This window comes from Flavobacterium sp. Root186 (assembly GCF_001428525.1).
Taxonomy (GTDB): Bacteria; Bacteroidota; Bacteroidia; order Flavobacteriales; family Flavobacteriaceae; genus Flavobacterium.
In genome coordinates, this window is sequence record NZ_LMHW01000010.1 from 1003796 (window position 1) to 1028850 (window position 25055).

At 34.1% G+C, this 25055-nt stretch carries 19 protein-coding genes; 5 read left to right on the top strand and 14 right to left on the bottom strand.

Annotated elements, in window-relative coordinates; translation table 11 throughout:
• Nucleotides 1-5: 5 nt before the first annotated feature.
• Complete coding sequence (locus ASD98_RS08240) at nt 6-1760, bottom strand: ABC transporter ATP-binding protein (RefSeq protein ID WP_056202597.1); 1755 nt, start codon at nt 1758-1760, stop codon at nt 6-8.
• 82 nt (nt 1761-1842) lie between these two features.
• Nucleotides 1843-2577 carry a tRNA pseudouridine(38-40) synthase TruA gene (gene truA / locus ASD98_RS08245; protein ID WP_056202600.1) on the bottom strand — a complete coding sequence of 245 codons (735 nt, stop codon included), beginning with the start codon at nt 2575-2577 and terminating at the stop codon, nt 1843-1845.
• 522 nt (nt 2578-3099) lie between these two features.
• Here truA and ASD98_RS08250 point away from each other — a divergent pair.
• Complete coding sequence (locus ASD98_RS08250; RefSeq protein WP_056202602.1) at nt 3100-5028, top strand: SPFH domain-containing protein; 1929 nt, start codon at nt 3100-3102, stop codon at nt 5026-5028.
• A 234-nt stretch (nt 5029-5262) separates the two neighbouring features.
• Nucleotides 5263-5757, top strand: coding sequence for a metallophosphoesterase (locus tag ASD98_RS08255; protein ID WP_056202608.1), 495 nt, complete (start codon nt 5263-5265; stop codon nt 5755-5757).
• Nucleotides 5758-5761: 4 nt separating this feature from the next.
• On the opposite strand, the gene ASD98_RS08260 is transcribed toward ASD98_RS08255, so the two are convergent.
• From ASD98_RS08260 to ASD98_RS08270, 3 genes are all read right to left on the bottom strand, one after another.
• On the bottom strand, nt 5762-6667 hold the full coding sequence (locus ASD98_RS08260; protein WP_056202610.1) for a sensor histidine kinase: 906 nt from the start codon (nt 6665-6667) through the stop codon (nt 5762-5764).
• Nucleotides 6668-6698: 31 nt separating this feature from the next.
• Nucleotides 6699-7361, bottom strand: coding sequence for a response regulator transcription factor (locus ASD98_RS08265; RefSeq protein WP_056202612.1), 663 nt, complete (start codon nt 7359-7361; stop codon nt 6699-6701).
• Nucleotides 7362-7518: 157 nt separating this feature from the next.
• On the bottom strand, nt 7519-7935 hold the full coding sequence (locus ASD98_RS08270; protein WP_056202617.1) for a DUF4293 domain-containing protein: 417 nt from the start codon (nt 7933-7935) through the stop codon (nt 7519-7521).
• Nucleotides 7936-8119: 184 nt separating this feature from the next.
• Here ASD98_RS08270 and rho point away from each other — a divergent pair, with 184 nt between their 5' ends.
• Entirely contained in the window at nt 8120-9913 is a 1794-nt protein-coding gene (gene rho / locus ASD98_RS08275; RefSeq protein ID WP_056202620.1) for a transcription termination factor Rho, read from the top strand.
• 171 nt (nt 9914-10084) lie between these two features.
• Here rho and ASD98_RS08280 read toward each other — a convergent pair whose 3' ends face one another.
• From ASD98_RS08280 to ASD98_RS08310, 7 genes are all read right to left on the bottom strand, one after another.
• Nucleotides 10085-11107 (bottom strand): M28 family peptidase, encoded by a 1023-nt coding sequence (locus ASD98_RS08280; protein WP_056202622.1) that lies wholly within the window; start codon nt 11105-11107, stop codon nt 10085-10087.
• 9 nt (nt 11108-11116) lie between these two features.
• Nucleotides 11117-12085, bottom strand: a complete 969-nt coding sequence (locus ASD98_RS08285; RefSeq protein ID WP_056202625.1) for a DUF3667 domain-containing protein — start codon at nt 12083-12085, stop codon at nt 11117-11119.
• A gap of 139 nt (nt 12086-12224) precedes the next feature.
• Nucleotides 12225-12998: a dienelactone hydrolase family protein gene (locus ASD98_RS08290; protein WP_056202628.1), complete on the bottom strand. Its 774-nt coding sequence runs from the start codon at nt 12996-12998 to the stop codon at nt 12225-12227.
• Nucleotides 12999-13096: 98 nt separating this feature from the next.
• Nucleotides 13097-15295 carry a penicillin acylase family protein gene (locus ASD98_RS08295; protein ID WP_056202631.1) on the bottom strand — a complete coding sequence of 733 codons (2199 nt, stop codon included), beginning with the start codon at nt 15293-15295 and terminating at the stop codon, nt 13097-13099.
• A gap of 2 nt (nt 15296-15297) precedes the next feature.
• Entirely contained in the window at nt 15298-16149 is an 852-nt protein-coding gene (locus ASD98_RS08300; protein WP_056202634.1) for a cyanophycinase, read from the bottom strand.
• 12 nt (nt 16150-16161) lie between these two features.
• On the bottom strand, nt 16162-17661 hold the full coding sequence (locus tag ASD98_RS08305; RefSeq protein ID WP_082577809.1) for a M20/M25/M40 family metallo-hydrolase: 1500 nt from the start codon (nt 17659-17661) through the stop codon (nt 16162-16164).
• 19 nt (nt 17662-17680) lie between these two features.
• Nucleotides 17681-18133 (bottom strand): Lrp/AsnC family transcriptional regulator, encoded by a 453-nt coding sequence (locus tag ASD98_RS08310; RefSeq protein ID WP_056202639.1) that lies wholly within the window; start codon nt 18131-18133, stop codon nt 17681-17683.
• Between the two features lie 445 nt (nt 18134-18578).
• Between ASD98_RS08310 and rocD the strand changes: the two genes are divergently transcribed.
• Nucleotides 18579-19832, top strand: coding sequence for an ornithine--oxo-acid transaminase (gene rocD / locus ASD98_RS08315; protein ID WP_056202642.1), 1254 nt, complete (start codon nt 18579-18581; stop codon nt 19830-19832).
• 176 nt (nt 19833-20008) lie between these two features.
• Nucleotides 20009-20461, top strand: a complete 453-nt coding sequence (locus ASD98_RS08320; protein WP_056202645.1) for a DUF1810 domain-containing protein — start codon at nt 20009-20011, stop codon at nt 20459-20461.
• Between the two features lie 123 nt (nt 20462-20584).
• Here the strand turns inward: ASD98_RS08320 and ASD98_RS08325 are convergent, their stop codons facing one another.
• Both ASD98_RS08325 and ASD98_RS08330 read right to left on the bottom strand, forming a co-directional pair.
• On the bottom strand, nt 20585-21979 hold the full coding sequence (locus ASD98_RS08325; RefSeq protein ID WP_056202647.1) for a RagB/SusD family nutrient uptake outer membrane protein: 1395 nt from the start codon (nt 21977-21979) through the stop codon (nt 20585-20587).
• A 10-nt stretch (nt 21980-21989) separates the two neighbouring features.
• Nucleotides 21990-24968: a TonB-dependent receptor gene (locus ASD98_RS08330; RefSeq protein WP_056203294.1), complete on the bottom strand. Its 2979-nt coding sequence runs from the start codon at nt 24966-24968 to the stop codon at nt 21990-21992.
• Nucleotides 24969-25055 lie beyond the last annotated feature (87 nt).

A 25055-nucleotide genomic window follows, 5' to 3' on the forward strand; every position in this document is an offset into this window, starting at 1 on the left:
TAAGTCTAATTCGCAACCGAAAATTGAGAATCATATAAGTTTTTATAATAACCATCAGTTTTCATTAATAGTTCCTGATGCGTTCCTTGTTCCACAATTAAACCTTTATCCATAACCACAATTTTATCGGCATTTACAATTGTTGCCAATCGGTGTGCAATGATTATTGAAGTTCTTCCTTTTGTAATCGTTTCCGTCGCACGCTGAATCAATTCTTCAGAATAGGTATCAATAGATGAAGTCGCTTCATCTAAAATCAAAATACTCGGATTACTCACATACGAACGTAAAAATGCAATTAACTGTCTTTGTCCAGACGAAAGCATTACACCACGTTCTTTAACATCAAAATCATAATTATCAGGAAGACTCATAATAAAGTCATGTACACCGATTTTCTTTGCTGCATCTAAAACCTGTTCGCGGGTAATTTCAGGATTATGAAGTGTAATATTATTGTAAATCGTATCGGCAAACAAAAAGACATCTTGTAGAACCACAGCAATTTGTTTTCGTAAAGAAGCCAAAGTATAGTCTTCGATATTTTGACCGTCAATGCAAATCGTTCCACTGTTGATTTCATAAAAGCGATTCAGCAAATTGATAATAGTCGATTTCCCGGCTCCGGTTGAACCTACAATCGCAACAGTTTGTCCGGAATCAACAGATAAATCAATTCCTTTAATTACTTCTTCCTCCGGAATATAACTAAAACGAACTTGTTTAAATTCGATGCTTCCGTTAAAAACAGGAGCTTCAATTTTTCCTGTATCCTGAATATGATCTTCTGTATCGATAATATCAAATACACGATTAGCAGCAATCATTCCCAACTGCATCTCATTAAATTTATCTGCAATTTGTCTAAGCGGATTAAAAAGCATTCCAATAAACATGGTATATGAAAACAAATCTCCAAACGTGGTAAAATTATCTCCGTTTAAAATTTTGAATCCGCCAAAAACAACTACCAAACCTAAAGTAATCGACGAAATAATATCAGCAATAGGGAAGAAGATCGAGTTGTACAAAATGGTTTTAATCCACGCAACTCTATGTTTGTCATTAATAACCCTGAAATTCTCGGCTTCGATTTTTTCACGGTTAAAAAGCTGAACGATTTTCATACCCGTAACGCGTTCCTGAACAAATGAATTCATATTGGCGATCTGTGTTCTCACTTCCTCAAAAGCAACCTGCATTTTGCGTTGAAAAATTCGGGTAATATAAACCAGAATTGGCATTGCAACGACAACGATCCAGGTAAGTTTCCAGTTCATGTAAAACATGAATATCAAAACAACGAGCATTTTCATCAAATCACTTATAATCATAAACAATCCCTGACTGAAAATACGGGCAATCGATTCAATATCCGAAACTGATCTGGTAACCAATTGCCCAACCGGAACCAAATCAAAATATTTCATTCTAAAACTTAAAATATGTTTGAAAAGTTTTGTTCGAATATCTTTTACAATATCCTGTCCAAGCCAGTTGGCCCAATAGACAAAGTAAAATTGAGAAAACACTTCCATCAAAAGAACGGCTCCCATTAAAATAATGTATAATAGTAAACCCGTTTTGTCGTGTGTCTTGATATAACCGTCGACCGTTTGCTTTAATAAGTAAGGTCTAAGTGCCGCAAAAATCGACAGCGAAACTGCAAAAATAATAACGCCGTAATAACGCCATTTATATGGTTTCGTATATTTTAAAATTCGTTTGAATAAACCGGTATCAAATGCTTTTGCTTTCATTTATTTTTTAAGCTTTAAGCTTTAGGCAATACGCTTTAGGCACAAAGTTTAAAGCTTATTGCCTAAAGCCTACAGCTTAAAGCTATAGATAGTCGTAATAAATTTTGGTTAAATATAAACCATGCGCCGGAACTGAAAATCCGGCTTTTTCTCTGTTTTTGCTGGCAATAATATTCTCAAAATCAGCCAGCGTAATTTTGTGCAATCCTATATTAATCAAAGTTCCCACAATCGCCCGAACCATATTTCGTAAAAAACGATTTGCCGAAATTGTAAAAACGAGTTTGTTGTTTTCATTTGTCCAATACGCCTCAAAAATCGTGCAGTCAAAAGTATTAACATCTGTATTCACCTTCGAAAAACACTGAAAATCGGTATGGTTTAATAAGATCTTCGCTGCTTCGTTCATTAAATCAATATCTAACTTTTGATTTACATACCAGCTCAATTCTTCTAAAAACGGATTTTTTACTGTATTGATATGATATTCGTACGTTCTTTTCGTAGCGTCAAATCGGCAATGCGCATCGTCATGAACGGGAATAAGATTATAAACCGCAATGTCTTTTGGTAAATACGAATTGAGTTTGTGTACCAAAACCGGAATGTCAATTACTTTTTCTAAATCAAAATGACCGTACATTTCCTCGGCATGAACACCTGTATCCGTTCTTCCGGCACCCATCACATTTATAGTAGAATTCAATAAAACCGAAAGTGCTTTATTTAAAGTTTCCTGAACTGATGAAGCGTTGGGCTGAAACTGCCAGCCATGATAATGGGTTCCGTTATAAGCAAAATGAATAAAATATCTCACGGCAGAGGTTCAAAGGTTTTTTTAAAGGTACTGAGGTGCAAAGGTACAAAGGTTTTTTTTAAAAGCTGCTAAGGTTCTGAGCTGCTAAGATTCTAAGGTTTTTTATGAGTTTCAAAGGTGCAGAGTGACAAAGGTTCAAAGATTTTTTATTCTCAATTAATATGTAGAGATGCACAGTACTGCGTCTAAAGTTTGATTGGTAAATTGTATTTATATATAGGTATAATAATTTTCAATATAATTTAAAACCGATTAATACCCTTATAATAAATATCCAGAAAGAAAAACTTAGAACCTTAGCCTGTTAGAATCTCAAAACCTCCCCAAAAAACTGTTAACTCCCAAAATGCAAATCATAGTTTGCTCAGCTAAAAATCGTGTCAGAAATTGACAATTCCAACGATATAAGTTAAAGCGTTTTTTAACATTTTTGGGAAGAAATTTCCAAATGTTAATTTTAAAAATTTTTCATTTTAACAGTTCATATTTCTCCTATGTTTGTACAATTAAATATCAAAAACTATGAATGAAATTACCTCTTATTGGTGGATACTTTTAATTGTATTTGCCATTCTTTTTTACAAATTTATTTTACGTGTTTTCTTCGGAATGGTGATGGTTCCAGAAGATAAAATTGGTTTAGTAACCAAAAAATTCGTTTTGTTTGGCACGGACAAATCATTACCAGACGGCCGAATCATCGCCACAAAAGGCGAGGCAGGTTATCAGGCAAAAACACTTGCTCCGGGTTTATACTGGGGAATGTGGATTTGGCAGTATTCAATCGACATGACTAGTTTTACATTGATTCCGGAAGGAAAAATTGGACTGGTTTTAAGTAAGGATGGAAAAGAAATCCCAACCGGAAGAATCTTGGCCAGAAGAGTAGAAAGTGATAATTTTCAAGATGCAACAGCCTTTTTAGATAATGGAGGTCAAAAAGGACGTCAGACTGCTTTTATCACAACAGGTTCTTACCGTATTAATACATTTTTGTTTGAGATTGTTATTACAGATCAGATTAAAATTTTTGAAAACATGATTGGTATTGTAACCGCTCTGGACGGTGAACCAATTCCGCAGGGACAAATTGCGGGTAAATTTGTTAATGATCATAATAACTTTCAGGATTTTGATAAGTTTTTGGAGCAAGGCGGAAATCGTGGTTTACAGCCTCAGGTTATGTTAGCCGGTTCTTATTACATTAATACGTGGGGAGTTTTAATTGAGCAAAACCCAATGACAGATGTACCAATTGGTTATGTGGGAGTTGTGATCTCATATATTGGAGAAGACGGACAAGATGTAACCGGAGATACTTTTAAACACGGAAATATTGTTTCAAAAGGGCAGCGTGGTGTTTGGATGGAGCCGCTTGGTCCAGGAAAATATGCGTTGAATAAATACACAACAAAATTAGAAGCAGTTCCAACAACGAACTTAGTTTTAAACTGGGCAAATGCACGAAGCGAATCGCATGATTTAGATAAAAATCTTTCTACAATTACAGTTCGTTCAAAAGACGGTTTCCCATTCAATCTAGATGTTGCGCAGATTATCCACGTACCAGCAGCCGAAGCGCCAAAAGTAATTGCACGTTTTGGAAGCATGAACAATTTAGTTTCTCAGGTTTTAGAACCTACAATTGGTAACTATTTCAGAAACTCGGCTCAGGACAGCGATGTGATTTCGTTCTTGACAACCAGAAAAGAGCGTCAGGAATCGGCTAAAAATCATATTAAATTAGTACTTGATGAATACAATGTAAATGCAGTTGATACTTTGATTGGAGATATCGTTCCGCCAGATTCATTAATGAAAACTTTAACCGACAGAAAACTGGCAGAAGAAGAACAAAAAACGTATCAAACCCAAAGAATGGCACAAGAACAGCGCCAAGGAATGGAAAAAGAAACAGCAATTGCAGACATGCAGAAAGAAATTGTACGTGCTTCACAAAGTGTTGAAATCGCTCAGCGTACTGCAGATGCTACAGTTAAGAAAGCAGAAGGAGATGCAACCAGTTTAAAACTGAATGTAAACGCAGAAGCAGAAGCTACAAAGATGCGCGCAAACGCAGAAGCCGAAGCAACAAAAGCAAGAGCAGGAGCACAGGCAGAAGCAACTAAATTAAATGCTAGTGCCGAAGCTGAAAGAATTTCGAAAACCGGTTTGGCCGAAGCTGAAAAAATTATGGCAATTGGTAAATCAACTGCGGAGGCATATCAGCTTCAGGTTACCGCAATGGGTGGAGATAACTTTACCCGATATAAAGTAACGGAAGAAATTGGTAAAGGAAATATCAAAGTAATTCCAGATGTTTTAATTTCGGGTAATGGAGGTTCTGATGGTTCTATCAGCGGTTTATTAGGATTAAAATTAATGGAAATGATGGATACCAAAGACACTAAGGAATTGAAAGAAGGTAAAAATCAAAATCCTAAGAAATAATAACAATCCATTAAACCTGGCAGGTTTAACAACAAATAAAAAACCGATCTGTAAAGCAGATCGGTTTTTTTGTATTTGGAAAGAAATGAAAACCTAACGAAAGACGTACTGCAGTGCGTCTCTACATAATACTGCCATAAAAAAAACTTAGCACCTTAGCACCTCAGAACCTTAGCCCCTTTTAAAAAAACCTTTGTACCTTTGCACCTCTGAACCTTTGTACCTTTAAAAAAATTGAAAAAAATCCTCCTTCTTTCCGATACTCACAGTCATATTGATGATGTTATTTTAAAATATGTTGCACAAGCAGATGAAGTATGGCATGCAGGCGATATAGGGGATTTGAGTGTTACGGATACCATAAAAAAACTGAAACCTTTGCGTTGTGTTTATGGAAATATTGATGATGCAAAAGCAAGATTAGAATTTCCACTCCATAATAGATTTTTATGTGAAAATGTTTCAGTCTGGATTACGCATATTGGAGGTTATCCGGGAAAATACAATCCTGGTATTAGGGAAGAAATGGCTTCAAATCCGCCAAAATTATTCATCTGTGGACATTCGCATATTTTAAAAGTAATGTTCGATAAAAAGAATAATTTATTACACATGAACCCTGGTGCTGCAGGAAAAAGCGGTTTTCATCAAATGCGAACCATGCTTCGTTTTGTAATAGATGATGATAAAATAAAGGATTTGGAAATTATCGAAATTGGTAAAAAATAAGATTTTATGAAATCGGAACTTTTATTTTAATAGATGTTCCTGTGTTTTCATTTGCTCTAGAAATGATAGAAAAGCTTCCTCTTAATTTTTTTATTCTGACTCTAATTCGGTTTAAGCCAAAACCTTCAATTTCATTTAATTTTTCGGAATTAAACCCTTTTCCATTATCATGAATAATTATGATTAACTGATTGTTGTTTTCATGTAATGATATCTGAGCTTTTTGTGTTTCACTATGTTTTATAATGTTGTTGAACAATTCAGAAACAATGAAATATAGTTTTGTTTCGAATTTTTCAGAATATCTAGTGTCTGCAGCAACAGAACTTGAAAACTCAAACTGAATACTCGAATTTGAATTCCTTTCGCATAAATCTTCTAAAGCGTAAATTAATCCAAAACGAACTAAAAGAGTAGGCACAAGATCATGCGAAATATCACGTAGAAGATCATGAACTTCTGATAAAATAGCTTTTGCTTTTTGAATTTCTTCAGATTGTATGTTGTTTTTGGTTGTAAAAACATTCAAATGTAATCCTGCAGAAGAGAGGAGTGAATTGATATTGTCATGTAAAAATGCCGCAATCTTTTTTTGTTCGGTTTCCTGACTGTCAATCCCTGCATTTATTACATTAAGAAGGATTTTTTGTTTAGTGTCTTTTCGCTTAATTTTTTGCTTTAATTTATTGTTTTGATAAACGAGATAGAAAAGAAAAAATAAGATAACTATTAGAACAATAAAGAGACTTACAACTTTTTTATTCCGCAATTGTTCTGTTTTTCGTTGTCCTGAAATATATTTTTTTTCTAGTTTTACGATAGAATCTTTTAGAGTATTTTGCTGGCTGAAAACCCTGTCTCCATTAGAGATAAGTATAATAAGCAATATTAAAATTCTAATAAAAAACATATTTAGTTATATTATCCTCTTGATTTTTACTTTATGGGTTTATTAAGTTGTTTTTTAAAGCATACTTTACAAGGCCAATTGTATTTTTTATATTTAGTTTTTTCATGATGTTTTTGCGATGTGTTTCGACAGTATTTATGCTAATGAAAAGCTGCTCGCTTATTTCTTTTCCGCTGTATTCTAAGCAGATTAGTGTTACAATCTCCATTTCTCTGGGACTTAGGATAGGACTTTCAGTATAAATATTCTTGCTCAATTTCGGATTGTTTTGAGAAAACATGCTAAAGATTTTTTCCCTTACTGCATCAGAATAATATTCCTGGTCCTGATATACGGCATCAATAGCTTCAATGATATTCTCACCCGCACATTTTTTGGTTAAATAGCCTTTGGCTCCCAATTTCATTACTTCTTTAATGATTTTTAAATCATCGTAACTCGATAAAATAATCACTTTGCAGGGAAATCCTTTTTGACTAAATTCTTTCAAAACTTCAATACCATCTTTTTGCGGCATGCTAATGTCTAAAACTAAAATATCGGCCTGATCCAGTACCACGTCATCATGTATAGTGGTGCCGTTCAATGAACTGCCGACAATTTCAAAATTTGGAACTGTCTGCAGTAAATTGGTAAGTCCATCAATAAGTACCTGATGATCATCAGCAAGGTGTATCTTTATTTTATCTGCCATAATTTAGAACAAAAATGCAAATTTATGAAAAAATTATCTTACAAAACTGATTTTTAAAAATGATTTCAGATCTCACATTTTATAGTGAAAATTAAGCACAAAAAAACCCGAATATAAATTCGGGTTCTCTTCGCACAAAAAAATTAAGTTTATAGGTTTATCTCAAACGATCTACAGATTTTACAAGATCTTCGTCCTTCTTGATGGCCTTATTAGCAAGAACTAATAACACGATAGCAACAATTGGAAGAAACATCCCAATACCTTTCTCCGATACAACTGTAGTTGTATCTCCAGATAAATTTAGAGAGCGGTATACAAATAATCCTAATAAAATTAAATTTAATATTATGTTCAGTCTGTTCATCACGAACTGATTTTGTCTCTTTTTGTATGATATAATACTAATAATCGTAAGCATTGTGCTTAAACCTAGTAAAATAGTATAAAACTGGTCTTGCATAAAATAAAAAGCTTTTCCAGTATTTAATGTCCAAAGCGGCATAAAAAACATTAAAACCCCTGTAACAACAAAGGTAAGAATTAGATATACGGTTTGAATTCTTTGTATCATGATCTAAAATTGTTTTACAAAAATATATTTTCTTTTTTTAAAATACTATTGTATGATTAAATTTTATTCGTATTATTGCATCATAATACCGTAAGCACTTCATACTGCGGGCAATTGAAAAAAAATATCTACCTATTCTTTTTACAGTATTTCCTTTAAAATAATTAAATTCATAGAACAATTCATGTTTGATATTTCTGCATTAAAAGAAATGAAGCTTTCTGAGCTTCAAGAAATAGCTAAGTTAGCTAAAACTATAAAGATTAATGGCGTTAAAAAAGACAATCTGATTACTCAGATATTAGCGCACCAGGAGGCGGCATCAGCACCGCCTGCAGAAACTATTGCGGAAAAGGAAGTAAATAATGACAAGCCAAAAAGAGCACGAATTGCTCCGGTTAAGAAAACAGTCAATAAAAACACTCCTGTTCTTGAATTTGATAGTGTAGAGGAGGCTCCAAAGGAAATTGAAACTCCTGCGGCTGTAGAAGAAAAGCAGACCGTAGAAGCTGAAGAAGCTGCCGAAAGTAAAACTCCAGAGAAAAAAGGACCTAAAATTGTAAAATTCAATAAGTCAGCTTATGAAAAAAAGGTCGCTCTGCAAAAGGAAAAAGAAGTTGTTAAAGAAGTAGTTTCTACTGAAGAAGTTACAGAAAATGAGACAACAGCACCAGTTGCTGAAAAAACTGAAAATACTGCACCGGTTAAAAAGATTAATCCTAATCAGAATAAAAACCAAAATCCAAACCAGAACCCGAATCAAAACCCAAACCCAAATCAAAATGGGAACGGAAATAACGGGAATCAAAACCAGAACCATAAAAACAAAAAGAATAATAATTTCAGAGATTCAGATTTTGAATTCGACGGAATTATCGAAAGTGAAGGTGTTCTTGAAATGATGCCTGACGGTTACGGATTTTTGCGTTCTTCTGATTACAATTATTTAGCTTCACCGGATGATATTTATTTATCAACTTCACAAATCAGATTATTTGGTTTAAAAACCGGAGACACTGTAAAAGGTGTGGTTCGCCCTCCAAAAGAAGGCGAGAAATTTTTCCCTCTTGTTCGTGTATTAAAAATTAATGGACATGATCCTCAGGTTGTTCGTGACAGAGTTTCTTTTGAACACCTGACCCCAGTTTTTCCTTCTGAAAAATTCAAATTAGCCGAAAAAGGCAGTTCTGTATCTACCCGTATTATCGATTTGTTTTCTCCTATTGGAAAAGGACAGCGTGGAATGATCGTTGCACAGCCAAAAACGGGTAAAACAATGCTTTTAAAAGACATTGCAAACGCAATTGCGGCTAACCATCCAGAAGTTTATTTGATTGTTCTTTTGATAGATGAACGCCCTGAAGAGGTTACAGATATGCAAAGAAGTGTTCGTGGTGAAGTTATTGCATCAACTTTTGACAGAGAACCGCAAGAACACGTGAAAATTGCCAATATCGTTCTTGAAAAAGCAAAACGTTTGGTTGAATGCGGACACGATGTTGTTATTCTTTTAGATTCGATTACACGTTTAGCACGTGCTTATAATACAGTTCAGCCAGCATCTGGAAAAGTGTTAAGTGGAGGTGTTGATGCGAATGCATTACAAAAGCCAAAACGTTTCTTTGGAGCAGCAAGAAATGTTGAAAACGGTGGTTCGTTAAGTATCATCGCAACGGCATTGACGGAAACAGGTTCTAAAATGGATGAGGTTATCTTTGAAGAGTTTAAAGGAACCGGTAACATGGAGCTTCAGCTGGATCGTAAAATTGCCAACAAACGTATTTTCCCTGCAATCGATCTTACTTCTTCAAGTACACGTCGCGACGATTTATTACTTGACGAAAAAACTTTACAAAGAATGTGGATCATGCGTAAATATCTATCTGATATGAACCCTGTAGAATCTATGGATTTTGTAAACGACCGTTTCAAGAAAACGAAAAATAATGAAGAGTTTTTGATTTCTATGAATGACTAGAGGAAGGTGCAAAGGTTCAGAGGTTCAAAGGTTCAAAGTTGCAAAGGTTTTTTGAGACTCTAACCTAAATAAAAATATATAAATAAAAAAAGGATAAGCTTAGCTTATCCTTTTTTTATGATTAAAGTTTCAAAAACCTCTGAACCTTTGCTACTTTGAGCCTCTGACCCTTTATTTGATAGGTTTATCAACCACTGGTCTATTCTCTCTATTAGCTAATTCCCACGCCAGTACAAAAGCCAGTTTTGTTCTTTTGGTTAAAGCGTCGTATTCGATTTTTTGAGGTTCGTCGCCTTTTCCGTGGTAATCTTCGTGAACTCCGTTGAAGAAGAAAATTGCCGGAATGCCATGTTTTGCGAAGTTATAATGATCAGAACGCTCATAAAAGTGATTTGGATCTGCTGGATCATTAAATTTAAAATCTAAGTCCATTTTGATGTATTTTTCATTTTGAGCCACAACTGCATTGTGTAAGTCAGATGATAATCTGTCGGCTCCAATTACATAAACATAATTGTTTGTATTTGCATGTTCAACATCACGACGTCCAATCATATCAATATTAATGTCTGATATAGTGTTTGCAATTGGAAACAAAGGATTTTCAGAATAAAAACGAGATCCATGTAAACCATGTTCTTCACCTGTTACGTGTAAAAACAAAATTGAACGTTTTGGCCCGTGACCTTGTTTTTTAGCTTTAGCAAAAGCTTTTGCCATTTCAATAACAGCAACAGTTCCAGAACCATCATCATCAGCTCCGTTATAAACTTCACCATCTTTAATTCCAACGTGATCGTAGTGGGCTGAAATTACCAAAACTTCATCAGGTTTTTCAGAACCTTCGATGAAAGCCCAAATATTCTCAGAATCAGGAAGGTTTTGGTTGCGTTTTGCATTTAAATACGATGCAGGAATATGCTGGTAATAATCTGACGCACCTTTTGGAAAAGATACACCACTTTTTTTGTATTGCTCGATCATATAAAGACCTGCTTTTTTCTGCCCTGCAGATCCGGTTTCACGGCCTTGCATTTCATCAGAAGCAACAGTATAAAGCATTTTCTTAAGGTCTTTTTCAGAGATAAGTTTCACGTATTTGGTTGGGTCTGAATTATCCTTAGAAGCAACAGACTGCGCATTTTTACATGAAAATGCAGAAGCAATTAATAATAGAATTACAATTTTTTTCATTATAGTATATTAGTGTAAATTGATAAATGTGTATAAAACATAAAATGTTAGTAAAAATAGAATAAAAAAGAAGTTAATAAAGAATAACATTACGCTTTTAACAAACGATACTATTCTGCTTTCTCCATAAAAACGATGGTGCGCGGGATAAAAATAATAACACATCCAAATTGTGCCGGCAACATTCACTATGCTCGCAATGAAGCTGATTGGATTGTTTTCTCCAAATAATCCAACGACTCTTTCTACGATAAACATAATAAGGAAAATAAGGAGTAAAAAAGAGAAATAATGCAGGGTGAAAATCCCGTGATCAAAATAATACCATTTCTTTTTGTTATGGAAAATCCAGAGAAAGAAAGCAAAAAACGGCATTATTATAAATAGGATTTTGGGAATATTATGAAAAAACGATTCAATAAATTTTTCTACAATTTCCCTTTTGGTATTGTTTTCTGTAACATGAACTGATTTTTCATAAAGCCAGTATTGAAGTTCTGAAAGTTTTTCATCTTCTTTACCATATTTTTGAATCGAATCGATTTCTTTCATCGATTTTAATTCAAAATGCGTTTTGTACTTGCTTTTAACACCATTTTTATCCTGATTAATAAGTGATGTAGAAATTTCTTTTTCACCTTTATTAATTTGATTGCTTACTTTACTTGGAAATATTGCAATTAGTAAAAAAGTAATAAAACTGATGAAAATATAAAGACGAACCGGTGCCAGATAAGATAATCTTTTTCCAGAAAGATATTCTTTTGTTAGCGTTGCCGGTTTGAAAAGAAGGTTTCGTATTGTTTTCCAGAAAGCATTTTCATAATGCGTTAAATCTTCAAAGAAGTGAATAAACAAATGATGAAATGTTTTCCTGGAATCTGAATTTTCCTGTCCGCAGTTTGGACAAAATTTTTGCTCAACAACATGCCTGCAGTTTAAACAGGTTTTGTCTTCTCTAATCTTGTTGTGTGACATTGGTTATTTTTGGTTGGTTTTATTTTGGTTATTGTTTTGCCCACAGATTAATACGGGTTAAACGGATTTGCGAGAATTAATTTTGTTACAATCAGTGTCAATCCGTTCAATCAGCGTCATCTGCGTGCGATAAAAAGTATTATTTTTTAAGGACTTCGTTCAGAAAAAGCTGTAAATGCTCAAAAGATCTTTTTGCAGCAACGGTGTTGTAAGCTGCACCTTTAGAATTATCGTTTCCGGCTTCGGGATTTGTAAACGAGTGTACTGAATTGGCATAATAAATCATTTGCCAGTCGGCTTTTGAATCGCGCATTTCCTGCTGAAATGATGCAATTTCTTCTTTTGGAACAAACGGATCATCTGCTCCGTGACAAATTAAAACTTTAGCTGAGGCTGGCTCTGTTTTTCGGGCAGCATCTTTACCTAAACCGCCATGAAAAGAAGCAATTCCTTTTACGTTAAGATGTCCACGAACAGCTTCAAGAACCCCGGTTCCTCCAAAACAATAACCAATAGCAACAATATTATCAGCATTTGCTCCGGATTTTACTAATTCCTGCAGAGCTGCGTTAATTCGTTTTTGATAAGCTTCGTAATTTGTTTTATAAAAACCAGCTTGTTTTCCAGCTTCAGAAGTGTTTGTTGGATAATTTCCTTCGCCATAAATATCAGCTATGAAAACATGATAACCCAATTTAGATAATTCTTCGGCAATTCCTTTTGAAGCATTATCAATTCCTAACCAGGCTGGTAAAAGTAAGATTCCGGGATTATTAGCGCTTTTTTTAGCAGATTTTATAAATAAACCATTCAATGTCTGGTTTCCTTCAGAATATTTTACGGGTTTTAATTGTGCATTCATAGTAGTTGAAAACAATATTACAGTAAAAATAAGGGTAGCTAAATTTTTCATTTTTTTACAATTTTTAACAAATATCAGAAATATTATGTTACAAAAAAACCTCGTGAGCTATTTCACGAGGTTTATTTAACATATTTTGTCGGCCAAAATTATTTTCCGGGATGATAGGTTCGTTCGGCATTTTTCAGAACGTCTTCTTTATAAAACAAAACATCTTTAAATTGCCCGTTTCGATACATTTCTGCCTGATCTGTAAAATGCTTTGAATTGGCGTCGCCGCTGTTTCCGCCGGCTAATAATGATTTTGCTTTTATTTTTGAGCCAAATTCAACAGCGCATACAAAACTGTTCCCGTTGTAACCGTATCGTTTTTTAGAATTATTTTGATAATTAGCTTTAAAAGAAGGTAAACTTCCCCAGGAACCAGGGCCAAAACCAATTGGTAAACTCGGTTTGTTATCATCATATTTTAAATCAATATCGCCGCTTGAACGCTGAAAACGATTGACTTCACCCCAACCCGTTTTCCAGCTTCCCCATTTTGAGTTAAGTTCTTTTATAACAGTTTGCAGCTGCGGAATCATTTGTGCTGCAGTCGCGTTTTTTGCAAAGTTTTTAGTGTTTTCAACCTGGTCTAATTCTCCTTCATCAATGTAAGCTTTTTGAATAATGGGATCTAATTTATAAGCCCATTCAACAGCTAAAGTTGTGGCAACAGAATTTTCTTTGGCATAATAATCCCAATTTTTAAGAATTGAAATAGGTTCAGCTAATTCTGAATATTCTACAGATTCTGGTTTTATGTTTTTCTCGAAAACGGCAATCAAACTCGGAATCAATATTTCAAAAATGGACAATTTAGAATCATAACCATTGGAAATAACTTTATCTAAAGTATATTTTTCACCTTTACTGAAAATTCTAACGGCATTTACGCCTCTGAAATTTTCTCCATCAGGAGCCATATACGGAATATAATTTTCTTTTTTTGGGCTATTATTTCCTGCGACAGAAAATGGAGTTGAGTTGCAGTTTTGAAGCCAGCCATTTGTTGGATTGTACAAATGAACTGTTTCATTAACATCATGAAGACCTTTCCATTGTGTTGAAGAAATCGAGCCATCGACAACTTTTGACCAATTCAAAGTTTTGTCACGAATTGGAATAAAATTACCGTGCCAATACGCAATATTTCCTTTACTGTCAGCATAAACAGTATTGTTAGAGGTATTGGCTTTTAAATCCATTGCTTTTTTGTAATCATCAAAATTGGCCGCTTTTGTTCTAATCCAGCTCTGAATCAAACTGTTCATCGAACGATTGTTTGATTTTAGACTGATCCATTTTCCGTCCCGTTTAGCCATTATTGGACCATTGTTTGTGAAATAGGTTTTAAATTTCTTTGGAATTAGTTTTCCTTTTTCCAGATATTTTATCGTGATTTCTTTTTCAATAACAGGTAAAAGCTTAGTGTCGAATTCGTAGAAAAGTTTACCGTTTTTATTGATGATTTTTTCAGCATACATATCGGCAACATCAACATTTGAAGAAGTGTGCATCCAGCCACAATTTTCATTAAAACCTTGATAAACAAAAAACTGCCCCCAGGTTACGGCACCGTAAACATTTAAACCTTCTTCGCTTGTAACCTGAACTTCGGGTCTAAAATAAAAAGTCGTATGCGGATTAATGTATAAAATAGCATTTCCACTTTCTGTTTTTGATGGAGCGAAGGCAAAACCGTTTGATCCGGTTTGTACATATTTTTCTCTTTCTACATACGCCACCTTGTCAGTGTTTCCAGAATAAAAAGCTTTTAATTCTCCAGTCGAAAGATCTGCGGTACTAATAGCTCCAATACTTCCGTCTGTCCAAAGCAGTGGAAACCACGGTTCAAAATGCGTTAAAAGTGCAGGTTTTACTTCCGGATGTTTGTAGAGGTAAAAGTTGATTGCATCGGCATAACTGTTTAAAAGTTTTTTAAGCCAGTCGGGCGCTTTTTTATAATCTGCTTTTGCTTCATCGACGTCAATTAAAAGTTTAATTTCTAAATCATTATATAAAACAGATTCACCTTTTATTTCAGAAAGGCGTCCTAGCTTTTCTACATAATTCATTTCTATTCTTTTAAAATCATCTTCGCATTGTGCATACAATAATCCAAAAACAGCATCAGCATCAGTTTTTCCGTAAACGTGCGGAATTCCCCAATTATCACGGATAATCGTAATTTTTTCTGCCAGTTTTTCTAATCGGTTAATTTCTTTTGTGCTTATTTTTTGTGCCGAAAGATGAAAACTAAAACAAATTAAAAGAGTTATTTTTATGATTTTAGAATATTGAAACATGCTTATTTGATATTAAATTTTTGTCCGGCCGTATAAATGCTTATTTCTAATTTTTCAATCGAAATCAGATTGTCTTTTTTTGACTTTAAAATGCCTTTAGGATTCTTGAAAACAATCACTTCACTTTCTCCGGCAACTTCCACTTTATTATTTCTGACAATTATTGCGGTTGCTTCGTCAATTCCAATTCCGGTTAAATCTGGAAATTCAATCAATGCAGAAAGTAAACGGTTGTAACGGTTTCTCTTTAAAAAATGCTGATCGATAACGACAGTTTTTAATAAACCCAAACCTTCTGAAGTTTCGAGATTATCGTATTTAATAGTAGAAAAAGTTCCCGAATATTCTTTTTGTAATTTTTGATTTCCGGTAATCATTTTTTCAGACATTACGGCTGCTCCGGCGCTTGTTCCAGAAATTGTACTTCCGTTTTCATACGCTTTTTGAATTGCAGTTTTTATTGGAGTATTGTGAACGACAGCCATAAAACGGTTTTGATCACCGCCGCTTATAAAAATTAGTTTTGCCTTTTGTACCGAATCGGTTAGCGTTTTATTTTGTGCTGTTTCTTTATTAAAATTCAGCATTACAATCGGGTTTGATGTCAGTTTTACCATTTGTGTTTTAAAAAAGATAAACGAACTGTCCGGTTCTTCACTGGACATAGGTAAAACCACGATATAATCTTTTTTGCCTAATTCTGCTACATTCAAAACCTGTTTCATTAAGTCATCAGAACGATCGCCGCCGCCAATAATAAATAATTTTCCCTTTGGATTCTGTGCCTGAACAAAACAGCTTGTTAATAACAAAGAAAGAATTGTAAATGATCTGAAAAGAAGTTTATTTTTCATGGTTATCTTGGTTTAGTTTTGCTGACTTTCAATAAATTTTAAAAGAGAATTGTTCACAATAAATAAGACGTCTTGTATTTTTTCCAAATCTACTTTTGAAGCGATATCGCGAGGCGTATGATAATCTTCGTGGAAACCGCTGAAAAAAGTCATAATCGGGATTCCTTTTGCAGTAAACGAAGCATAATCACTTCCAGAATGTCCGTTGGTTTCCCATAAATCTAAATTAAACGGCTTTTGAAGTTTAGCGTTACTTTCGCTGGCAATTTTCTTTAAATACTCGGTTTCTTTTTCGGTTCCGATGCTGAGAATTCTACGTGCTTTATCTTCGGGCGCACTTCTCGAAATCATATCCATATTAATACAGAGTAGGATTTTTTGATCTTGTAAATTCAAGTTCTGAACAAAATATTCGCTTCCTAAAAGTCCCATTTCTTCAGCTGTCCAAGCCGCGAAAAGGATATTATATTTTGGCTGTATTTTTGATTCTGACCAGTTTTTTGCCAAAGCCAGCATACCCGAAGTTCCCGATGCATTGTCGTCTGCACCATTATAAATCGAGTCATTTTTAATTCCCAAATGATCGTAATGCGCGCCAACGATAATTGTTTTTGTTGTGTCTTTTCCTTTAATCATTCCTAAAACATTTCGGACTAGATAAGTTTCTGTCTGCAAATCAATTGAAAAAGCAGCACTTGTATTTTTTAATACTACAGAAGCCGTTTGAAGGTTTTGTGCTTTTTTTTCGAATGTCTCTAATGAGATTTTATTATCCGATAACAGTTTTTCGGCTGTTGATTTGCTCAATCTGAAAACCGGAATCGAAACACTAGATTCACTTTCGAAAGAATGAAAAGCATCATTTTGATGTGAATTTTTTAGTCTGAAGTTTTGATTAGAATAGATAATAACTAAAGCAGCAGCGCCTTTATTTATTGCATTTTTCAGTTTCATTTCTTCTAAATCATTTTCTTCTGGAAATATTTTTTTGAATTTCCGATAAACAGCAGAAGTTGTGTCTAGATGACTTGGAAAACTTTTCAATACAACAACTATTTTGCCTTTTACATTTTGGCTTTTATAGTCGTCGTAATTTTCCTCAGGCATACTCAAACCATAACCCGCAAAAACGACTTGAGTATTTTTTTGTAAAGATTGAGAGATTGGGGTTAACTCAAAATCACTTTCTGAAAGAGCAATAAATTCTTTTCCTTTTTTGATTTCAAATGTTGCTTTTTTTACAGTATGTTCCTGAATTTTAAATTCCTGAAAAAAGGATTTTCCATTGTTATTATAAGGCTTCAGTTTAGAGGTGTACATCGTAGAGGCAATATAAGTGGCTGCTATATAACCGCCTTTTTGATTGGCTTTTCTGCCTTCCATATAATCAGAAGCTAAAACAGATAATATTTCTTCAAAATCACTTTTTACAGGATTTGAGATCGTCGTTTGCGAAACAAGTATTGATTTACAAAAGAATAATGTAAAAAATATTAGTATTCGTAAACGCATATTTCACCAGATAAATTAATTATAAAATGATATTTCTTTTAAAAGCGCAGCCTAATTCAATAATAGAATCCGTTTTGGCGATTCCGGGAATATTGTCGATTTTCTCGTAGAGGATTTTTCGCATATGTTCGTGATTCTTCGCAACAATTTTGATGTAAAGCGTAAACGAACCCGTTACATAATAACATTCTGTAATTTCGGGAATATTTTTTAATTCTTCGATAATTCTATCAGAATCAGAGTCTTTGTTTAAAGTAATTCCGGTGAAAGAGGCCCAGTCAAAACCAATTTTTTTCTCCTGAATAATGGGTTTTATGCCGCCAATTATTCCTTGTTCCATTAATCGGTTAATGCGCTGATGCACCATTGTATTTGATATTTTCAAATTGGCCGCAATGGCAGAAAAAGCCATTCTTCCGTCTTTTTCTAATTCCTTAATTATATTAATATCAAATTCGTCTAAACTATCCATGTTTTAAATATTCTTGTTTTGTAATCTAGTCCCTATGGGACATTTTAACGTGCCACATTCTTTTTTCTACCGATATTGAACTCCTAACGGAGTTACGCTGCTGTTCATTTTATTTCTAAAAATCATATATTTCTGAATTATTGATGATATCATTGCCTTATACATTTATCCATAATTTCAAAATATCTCGAAGAGATAAAATATCGGTAGCTTTAAATATAGCGCCAGCAATTAGTCCCATAGGGACTACACTATATAAGCATAAAAGTAGCTATTTTTTTTAATAAAAGATTATAAAGTTAAAATTTATAATAATTAAATTTGATTCTGTATTGTGGTAAAAATGGCTATTTTGACTTTTTATTGGTTAATATGAAGTCAAAATATACTTTCAAGCTTGTGGATTTGAAAAATTTATTACTTTTGCTTTTTAAAGTTAAATATCATGACACATACAGAAAACACCCTTTCGTCAAAATCAGAAATTTTGATTGAAAAAGAAAATAAATACGGAGCTCATAATTATCATCCGCTTCCTGTGGTTTTAGAAAAAGGAGAAGGAGTTTATGTATGGGATGTTGACGGGAAAAAATATTACGATTTTTTATCGGCTTATTCTGCTGTAAACCAAGGGCACTGCCATCCTAAAATTGTAAAAGCAATGGTAGATCAGGCGCAGACACTAACGCTGACTTCTCGTGCTTTTTACAATGATAAATTAGGAAATTACGAAGAATACATAACGAAGTATTTTGGCTTTGATAAAGTGCTGCCAATGAATACTGGCGCAGAAGCTGTTGAAACGGCTTTGAAAGTATGCAGAAAATGGGCGTATGAAGTAAAAGGAATTCCTGAAAATCAGGCGCAGGTAATTGTTTGCGAAAACAATTTTCACGGAAGAACAACTACAATCATTTCATTTTCGAATGATGAAACGGCTCGCAAAAACTTTGGACCGTTTACAGACGGATTCATAAAAATTGAATATGACAATCTTGAAGCGCTTGAAAAAGCTTTAGAATCATCAAAAAACATAGCGGGATTTTTAGTGGAACCAATTCAGGGGGAAGCTGGAGTTTATGTTCCGTCTGAAGGATATTTGGCGAAAGCAAAAGCATTGTGCGAAAAACATAATGTTTTATTTATTGCTGATGAAGTTCAAACCGGAATTGCGCGCACCGGAAAATTATTAGCAGTTCATCACGAAAATGTACAGCCGGATATTTTGATTTTAGGTAAAGCAATTTCCGGTGGTGTTTATCCGGTTTCGGCAGTTTTGTGTAACAACGAAATAATGAATGTTATTAAGCCGGGTCAGCACGGATCTACTTTTGGTGGAAATCCTGTTGCCGCTGCAGTTGCCATTGCAGCTCTTGAAGTTGTTAAAGAAGAAAAACTGGCTGAAAATGCAGAACGTTTAGGTATTATTTTAAGGAAAGGTTTAAACGAAATTGCAGAAAGAAATAACTTAATTACACTTGTTCGTGGTAAAGGCCTTTTGAATGCGATTGTTATTAACAGCGGTGAAGATTCTGATTTAGCTTGGGAAATCTGCTTAAAATTTAGAGATAACGGATTATTGGCAAAACCAACTCACGGAAACAAAATTAGATTTGCTCCGCCATTGGTTATGACAGAAGAGCAAATTAACGAATGTCTTGAAATCATTGAGAAATCTTTAAATGAATTTAAATTATAAAAGGTTACAATTTATTATTAATGAAAGCTGCATTTTACGATGCAGCTTTTTTTATGAGGTATAAATTATATAACAACTGATGGAAATTATATAATTTAAAAATAAAGTTCCTGAGTAGTTTTGAGTGTCAAATTTAAGACAGCAAATATTTGTTGAACCTTATAAAATTATTACAGATGGCTTACGCAAATAATGATTTAACGCGTTTTTTGGATGCACAAAATAAACTTTACCTGACTGCTTATTCTGAATTGAAAAAAGGAAAAAAAGAAACACACTGGATGTGGTTTATTTTTCCGCAGATAAAAGGATTAGGAAAAAGTGACATCGCAAAATATTACGCCATTGCTGATCTTGAAGAAGCACAAGCTTATTTGAACCATCCAATTTTAGCCAAACATTTAGTTGAAATTGCGCAGCTTCTTTTAAACTTTAAGAAAAAATCTATTGAATCTATTTTGGGAGATTTAGATGCGCGAAAATTACGTTCGTCGTTAAGTTTGTTCTCTCAAGTAGAAAATGCAAACCCGATATTTCAGGAATTATTAGATACTTTTTATTCGGGGCATTTAGATCCGGTTACTTTGACAATTGCTCAGGAATTAACGAAAGTGCCAGCTGAAGCTTAATTGTGATTATTATTGATTAAAAATTTACCTTTTAAATATTACTTAGAATCTGTTATTTAATGAAAAAGCCATTCTGTGGGGAGAATGGCTTTTTCTGTTTTTATAATAGTTATTTAATTTCCATTATATTCTATACCCTGGATTTTGAGTGATTTTCTTATTCGCATCTGTTTCTTTTAACGGAATTGGGAATACCAATTTATCTGCGTCATAAGTTAACAATAACGGATCACCATTTGGAGTTTCAGTTAAAATTGAACGTTTAGTTCTTTTTATGTCGTGAATTAAAAATCCTTCCATTCCAAGTTCTAATTCTCTTTCTAATAAAATGTCATCAATGGTAACAGAAGCTAAATCATCAGCATGTGCCCTTCCTCTGATAATATTAATATCATCAAGTGGTGTGTTGCCTATAGCAGTTCCCTCTTCAAAATTTCCTTCTGCTCTAATCAAATACATTTCAGCCAGACGAATAATTCCAACATTAGCAAACTGATCTGTAAATTTAGAAGTTAGAATTCTGCCATTATCTTCATTTTCGTATATAAATTCAGCTCTGTCATCAGGATCACTGAATTTTTCCAAATAAGCATCACGAATAGAAAAATCACCGCCACGTCCACCATTACCTTCAGAAGCATAAAAAGTTACAGCATCATTTACTCCAGTTTGTTTCGTGATCTGAATAGAGAAAACATCTTCTGTTTGATCTGTATCGTGATTAAAGGCTGCCGCATAGCTTTGAGACAATCCATGTCCGCTGTTTTCAATAACATCATTTGCTGCATCTCTGGCTAAATCATATCTGCCTTGCTGCAAATATACTCTTGCTAATAAAGCTTGTGCAGCATATTTATCGGCATAAAAACCATTTTCTTCCGGTAAGTTGGTGTAGGCAAGATTTAAACCATCAATTATAACCTGATACACTTCTTCAACTGAGCTTCTTTCTTTTGATAAATCTACGCTAAAATCATAAATCGCATTAGGTCTGATTACAACTCCAAGCTGATTATTAGTCTGACCAATTTCGTAAGGTTTTGCAAAAAAACGAACCAGATCAAAATAAGCCAATGATCTTAAAAAATTAGCTTCGCCAATCATAACCGCTCTTCTGTCCGGATCTTTTACTTTGTCGATATTTTCGATAACAGTATTCGATGCGTTTATAATTTCATATAATCTTGCATACGTACCTTCGATAATTACGTTATCAGACAGCATATTTTTGCTATACATTTGTCTCAATTCTCCAAACGTACCACGCCATCTTAAATCTGTTGTGCTTAATACTCCGGTAACTCCAAGTAAATCGGCATACAATAAAACCCTGCCGCCGTAAGCATTTCCATTTGCTGCCAGCGCATAAGTTCCGGTAAGTACATTTGTTACTCCGGTTTCGGTACTTAAAGTTGTGTTGGCGTCTTCTCTCTGTTTAGGTTCTATGTCTAATTCATTTTCGCAGCTTGTAAAAAATGCAGCGAAAAATATAAATAGGATTAGTTTATTTGCTTTCATCTTTTTCTTTTTAAAAATTAAAGTTTACACCAATTGCAGTTGTTCTTGCCGGAGGTGCTGAATAAAAATCTTCCCCAATTCCTGTATCATCTCTTCTTGCTTCAGGATCGTTTCCTTCGTAGTTGGTAAATGTCAATAAGTTAACAGCGGTAAAATAGACTCTTAAGCTGCTCATTCCTAAATCTTTCAATACGTCTTTAGGAAGCGTATAACCTAAAGTTAAGTTTCTTAAACGAACAAAATCGGCTTTATCAAGATAACGGGAAGAATCCTGTGTTCCGTTTGATCCTCCAAACCTGGCTTGCGGTACATTTGTAATATCACCAGGGTTCTGCCATCTGTTTAACTGATCTGCTGTTTGGTTGTCAAAATAATCAGCAGCAGTTGATTGATAAATACCCGCTGAATTATAAATACTAGCACCCCATTCTCCCTGAAACGTAAAGGTGAAGTCAAAACCTTTATACAAAATAGTGTTTGTTAAACCAGACATTAAAGTAGGGAAAGGATTTCCTGCAATAATACGTTCTGCTTCACTATAATCACTTGTTTTGGTACGATCAAGTGAACCATCAGCATTTTTAGTGTTTTTGTAAAATAAGGCATCACCGTTTTCAGGATCAACACCTGCATATTCAACTAAATAAAAAGATGAAATGTTTTCTCCAACTCTGTTTATATTGTATGAAACAATGATATCTCTGTTGTCATTTGGAAGCGATTTTACCTTTGATTCATTTGTTGTCAAATTGAAACTGGTATTCCATTTAAAGTTTTCAGTATCAATGTTTTTAGTATTTATAGTAAGTTCAAAACCATTACTTCTTATTTTTCCAATATTTTTATTAATAGAAGCTGCTCCCGAACTTATTGGTAACGGAACTTCAAAAAGTAATCCGTCAGTATCTTTTTGGTAATAATCTGCTTCAATAGAAAATCTGTCTATAAAACCAATTTCAAAACCAAAATCAGTCTGAGCTGATTTCTCCCAGGTCAAATCATTATTTCCAGGCTGATCAAAAGTAAGCCCTGATTTTAAGTTATAAGGGTTTGGTCTGTAAAGTTGGCGTGAAGCAAAATTTCCTATTTCAGCATTTCCTAATTTACCCCAGCTTCCTTTTATTTTTAAGTTTGAAATAGCTTTACTATCTTTTAAAAACTCTTCTTGCGAAATAACCCATCCGGCAGAGAATGCCGGGAAAACTCCAAAGCGCTCATTTTTTCCAAAACGAGATGAACCGTCACGACGTATACTGGCTTTTAAAAGATATTTATTCATATAAGAATAATTTAATCTTCCAAATTGAGAAACAAAAGCATAATCGGTTTCACTTCCGTGGCCTTCATTTACCTCGGCACCACCATCAACAGTTTGAAAATCATCGCTAGAGAAATAAATACTGTTTACATCCTGATATCTTCTGTTGTATTTATTAAATTCCATACCGGCTACAACATTAAAAGTATGTTTTTCTGCAAACGTTTTATCAAATGTAAAATAGTTACTCGAAACATAATTTTCTGTATTTACAGAAGTTGCAAATACAGCTCCATCTGTTGCCATAAAAGGAGCATTTTTCCCTTGCCAGTAATCCTCGGTTTGTGATAAAAGATCGTATGAGAAATCAGAATTGAATTTTAAAGAAGATAATATTCTAAATTCAGCAAAAAGTTTACCTGTAAGTCTGCGCATAATAGTTTTCCAAAACGTATTATCTTTTGCTAAAAGGTAGTTGGAATATTCTGTATTAGGGTTTGCACTTCCGTCTTCTAATCTGGCTGGCGAAATAGGTGCCTGTGCCACAGATTGTAATGGAGAAGAGAATGAATTATCATCCTGAACCCTGTGTATTAAAGATCTGGAAAAACCAAGGTTCATTCCTAATGTTAAACGATCTGTAACTTTATGTGATACGTTTGTTCTGGCTGTAAATCTTTCTAAAGTATTGCTGTCAACAATACCAGTTGTATTATTGTAAGCACCAGAAAAGAAATACTTTGTTTTTTCATCTCCTCCAGAAGCAGAAAAATCAGCATCTGTAGTATAACCCGTTTTTAAAGCAATGTCCTGCCAGTTTGTATCGACTTCGCCATTTCTCCAGTCCGTTCCCTGAGATAGATATTCTAACTCATCTTCAACAGATTCTAAGTCGTTGACATTTCTTCCGGCTTCCTGTAATAATTCAACATATTGTTTTGCGTTCAGCCATTTTCTTTTATGTGTAGCTTCACTAACTCCCTGCGAAAGATTTACTGTAAAAGTTCCTTTTCCTTCACGTCCTTTTTTAGTCGTAATTAAAACAACTCCGTTTGCTCCACGTGCACCATAAATTGCTGCAGAAGATGCATCTTTTAAAACGTCTATCGATTCAATTTCATTGGTACTTAAAGTCAATAATGGGTTTGTTGGTGCACCGTTGCTCGATTCGTTATCATTAATTAACGGAATTCCGTCAAGAACATACAAAGGCTGCGTTCCCGCACTAATACTCGCCGCACCACGCACACGAATATTAATACCACCATCAACCTTACCATTTGTCTGCGTAATTTGAACCCCGGCGAGTTTACCAACCAAAGCATTCTGTACGTTTGAAACCGGAATCTGCTGAATATCTTTTGCCGTTACGCGGGCGATATTATCCGTTAGGTTTCTTTTAGACTGAGTTCCGTAACCCACAACGACTACAGTTTCAAGTTCATTTTGAACTTCATCCAGCTGGATTGTAATATTATTTGAAGCAGGAACTTCTACCGTTTTATAACTTACATAGGTTACAACAAGTATTTCGCCTTTTTTTGCGGCGATTTTAAAAAGACCGTCAAAATCAGTTTGAGCACTGATATTTTTTCCCTGTACTACAATATTTGCTCCGGGAATTGGCAGCCCTTTTTTATCTGTTACTTTTCCCGAAATTGATTCCTGTGCGGCAGCTATTTGTACAAATAGTAAAAACACCCACAAACAATGTTTTAATTTAATGTTCATATTCATTTCGTTTAAATTAGTCTCTCAAATATCCTAATTTAATGTTAATTTTTAATGCTTTTTTAACATTAAAAATAACAATTATAT

Excerpts from the sequence above, each read along its gene's own strand:
- ASD98_RS08240 (WP_056202597.1), bottom strand. The coding sequence starts at position 1,760 with ATGAAAGCAAAAGCATTTGATACCGGTTTATTCAAACGAATTTTAAAA.
- ASD98_RS08250 (WP_056202602.1), top strand. The coding sequence starts at position 3,100 with ATGAATGAAATTACCTCTTATTGGTGGATACTTTTAATTGTATTTGCC.
- ASD98_RS08260 (WP_056202610.1), bottom strand. The coding sequence starts at position 6,667 with ATGTTTTTTATTAGAATTTTAATATTGCTTATTATACTTATCTCTAAT.
- ASD98_RS08265 (WP_056202612.1), bottom strand. The coding sequence starts at position 7,361 with ATGGCAGATAAAATAAAGATACACCTTGCTGATGATCATCAGGTACTT.
- ASD98_RS08270 (WP_056202617.1), bottom strand. The coding sequence starts at position 7,935 with ATGATACAAAGAATTCAAACCGTATATCTAATTCTTACCTTTGTTGTT.
- rho (WP_056202620.1), top strand. The coding sequence starts at position 8,120 with ATGTTTGATATTTCTGCATTAAAAGAAATGAAGCTTTCTGAGCTTCAA.
- ASD98_RS08280 (WP_056202622.1), bottom strand. The coding sequence starts at position 11,107 with ATGAAAAAAATTGTAATTCTATTATTAATTGCTTCTGCATTTTCATGT.
- ASD98_RS08285 (WP_056202625.1), bottom strand. The coding sequence starts at position 12,085 with ATGTCACACAACAAGATTAGAGAAGACAAAACCTGTTTAAACTGCAGG.
- ASD98_RS08290 (WP_056202628.1), bottom strand. The coding sequence starts at position 12,998 with ATGAAAAATTTAGCTACCCTTATTTTTACTGTAATATTGTTTTCAACT.
- ASD98_RS08295 (WP_056202631.1), bottom strand. The coding sequence starts at position 15,295 with ATGTTTCAATATTCTAAAATCATAAAAATAACTCTTTTAATTTGTTTT.
- ASD98_RS08300 (WP_056202634.1), bottom strand. The coding sequence starts at position 16,149 with ATGAAAAATAAACTTCTTTTCAGATCATTTACAATTCTTTCTTTGTTA.
- ASD98_RS08305 (WP_082577809.1), bottom strand. The coding sequence starts at position 17,661 with ATGCGTTTACGAATACTAATATTTTTTACATTATTCTTTTGTAAATCA.
- ASD98_RS08310 (WP_056202639.1), bottom strand. The coding sequence starts at position 18,133 with ATGGATAGTTTAGACGAATTTGATATTAATATAATTAAGGAATTAGAA.
- rocD (WP_056202642.1), top strand. The coding sequence starts at position 18,579 with ATGACACATACAGAAAACACCCTTTCGTCAAAATCAGAAATTTTGATT.
- ASD98_RS08320 (WP_056202645.1), top strand. The coding sequence starts at position 20,009 with ATGGCTTACGCAAATAATGATTTAACGCGTTTTTTGGATGCACAAAAT.
- ASD98_RS08325 (WP_056202647.1), bottom strand. The coding sequence starts at position 21,979 with ATGAAAGCAAATAAACTAATCCTATTTATATTTTTCGCTGCATTTTTT.
- ASD98_RS08330 (WP_056203294.1), bottom strand. The coding sequence starts at position 24,968 with ATGAACATTAAATTAAAACATTGTTTGTGGGTGTTTTTACTATTTGTA.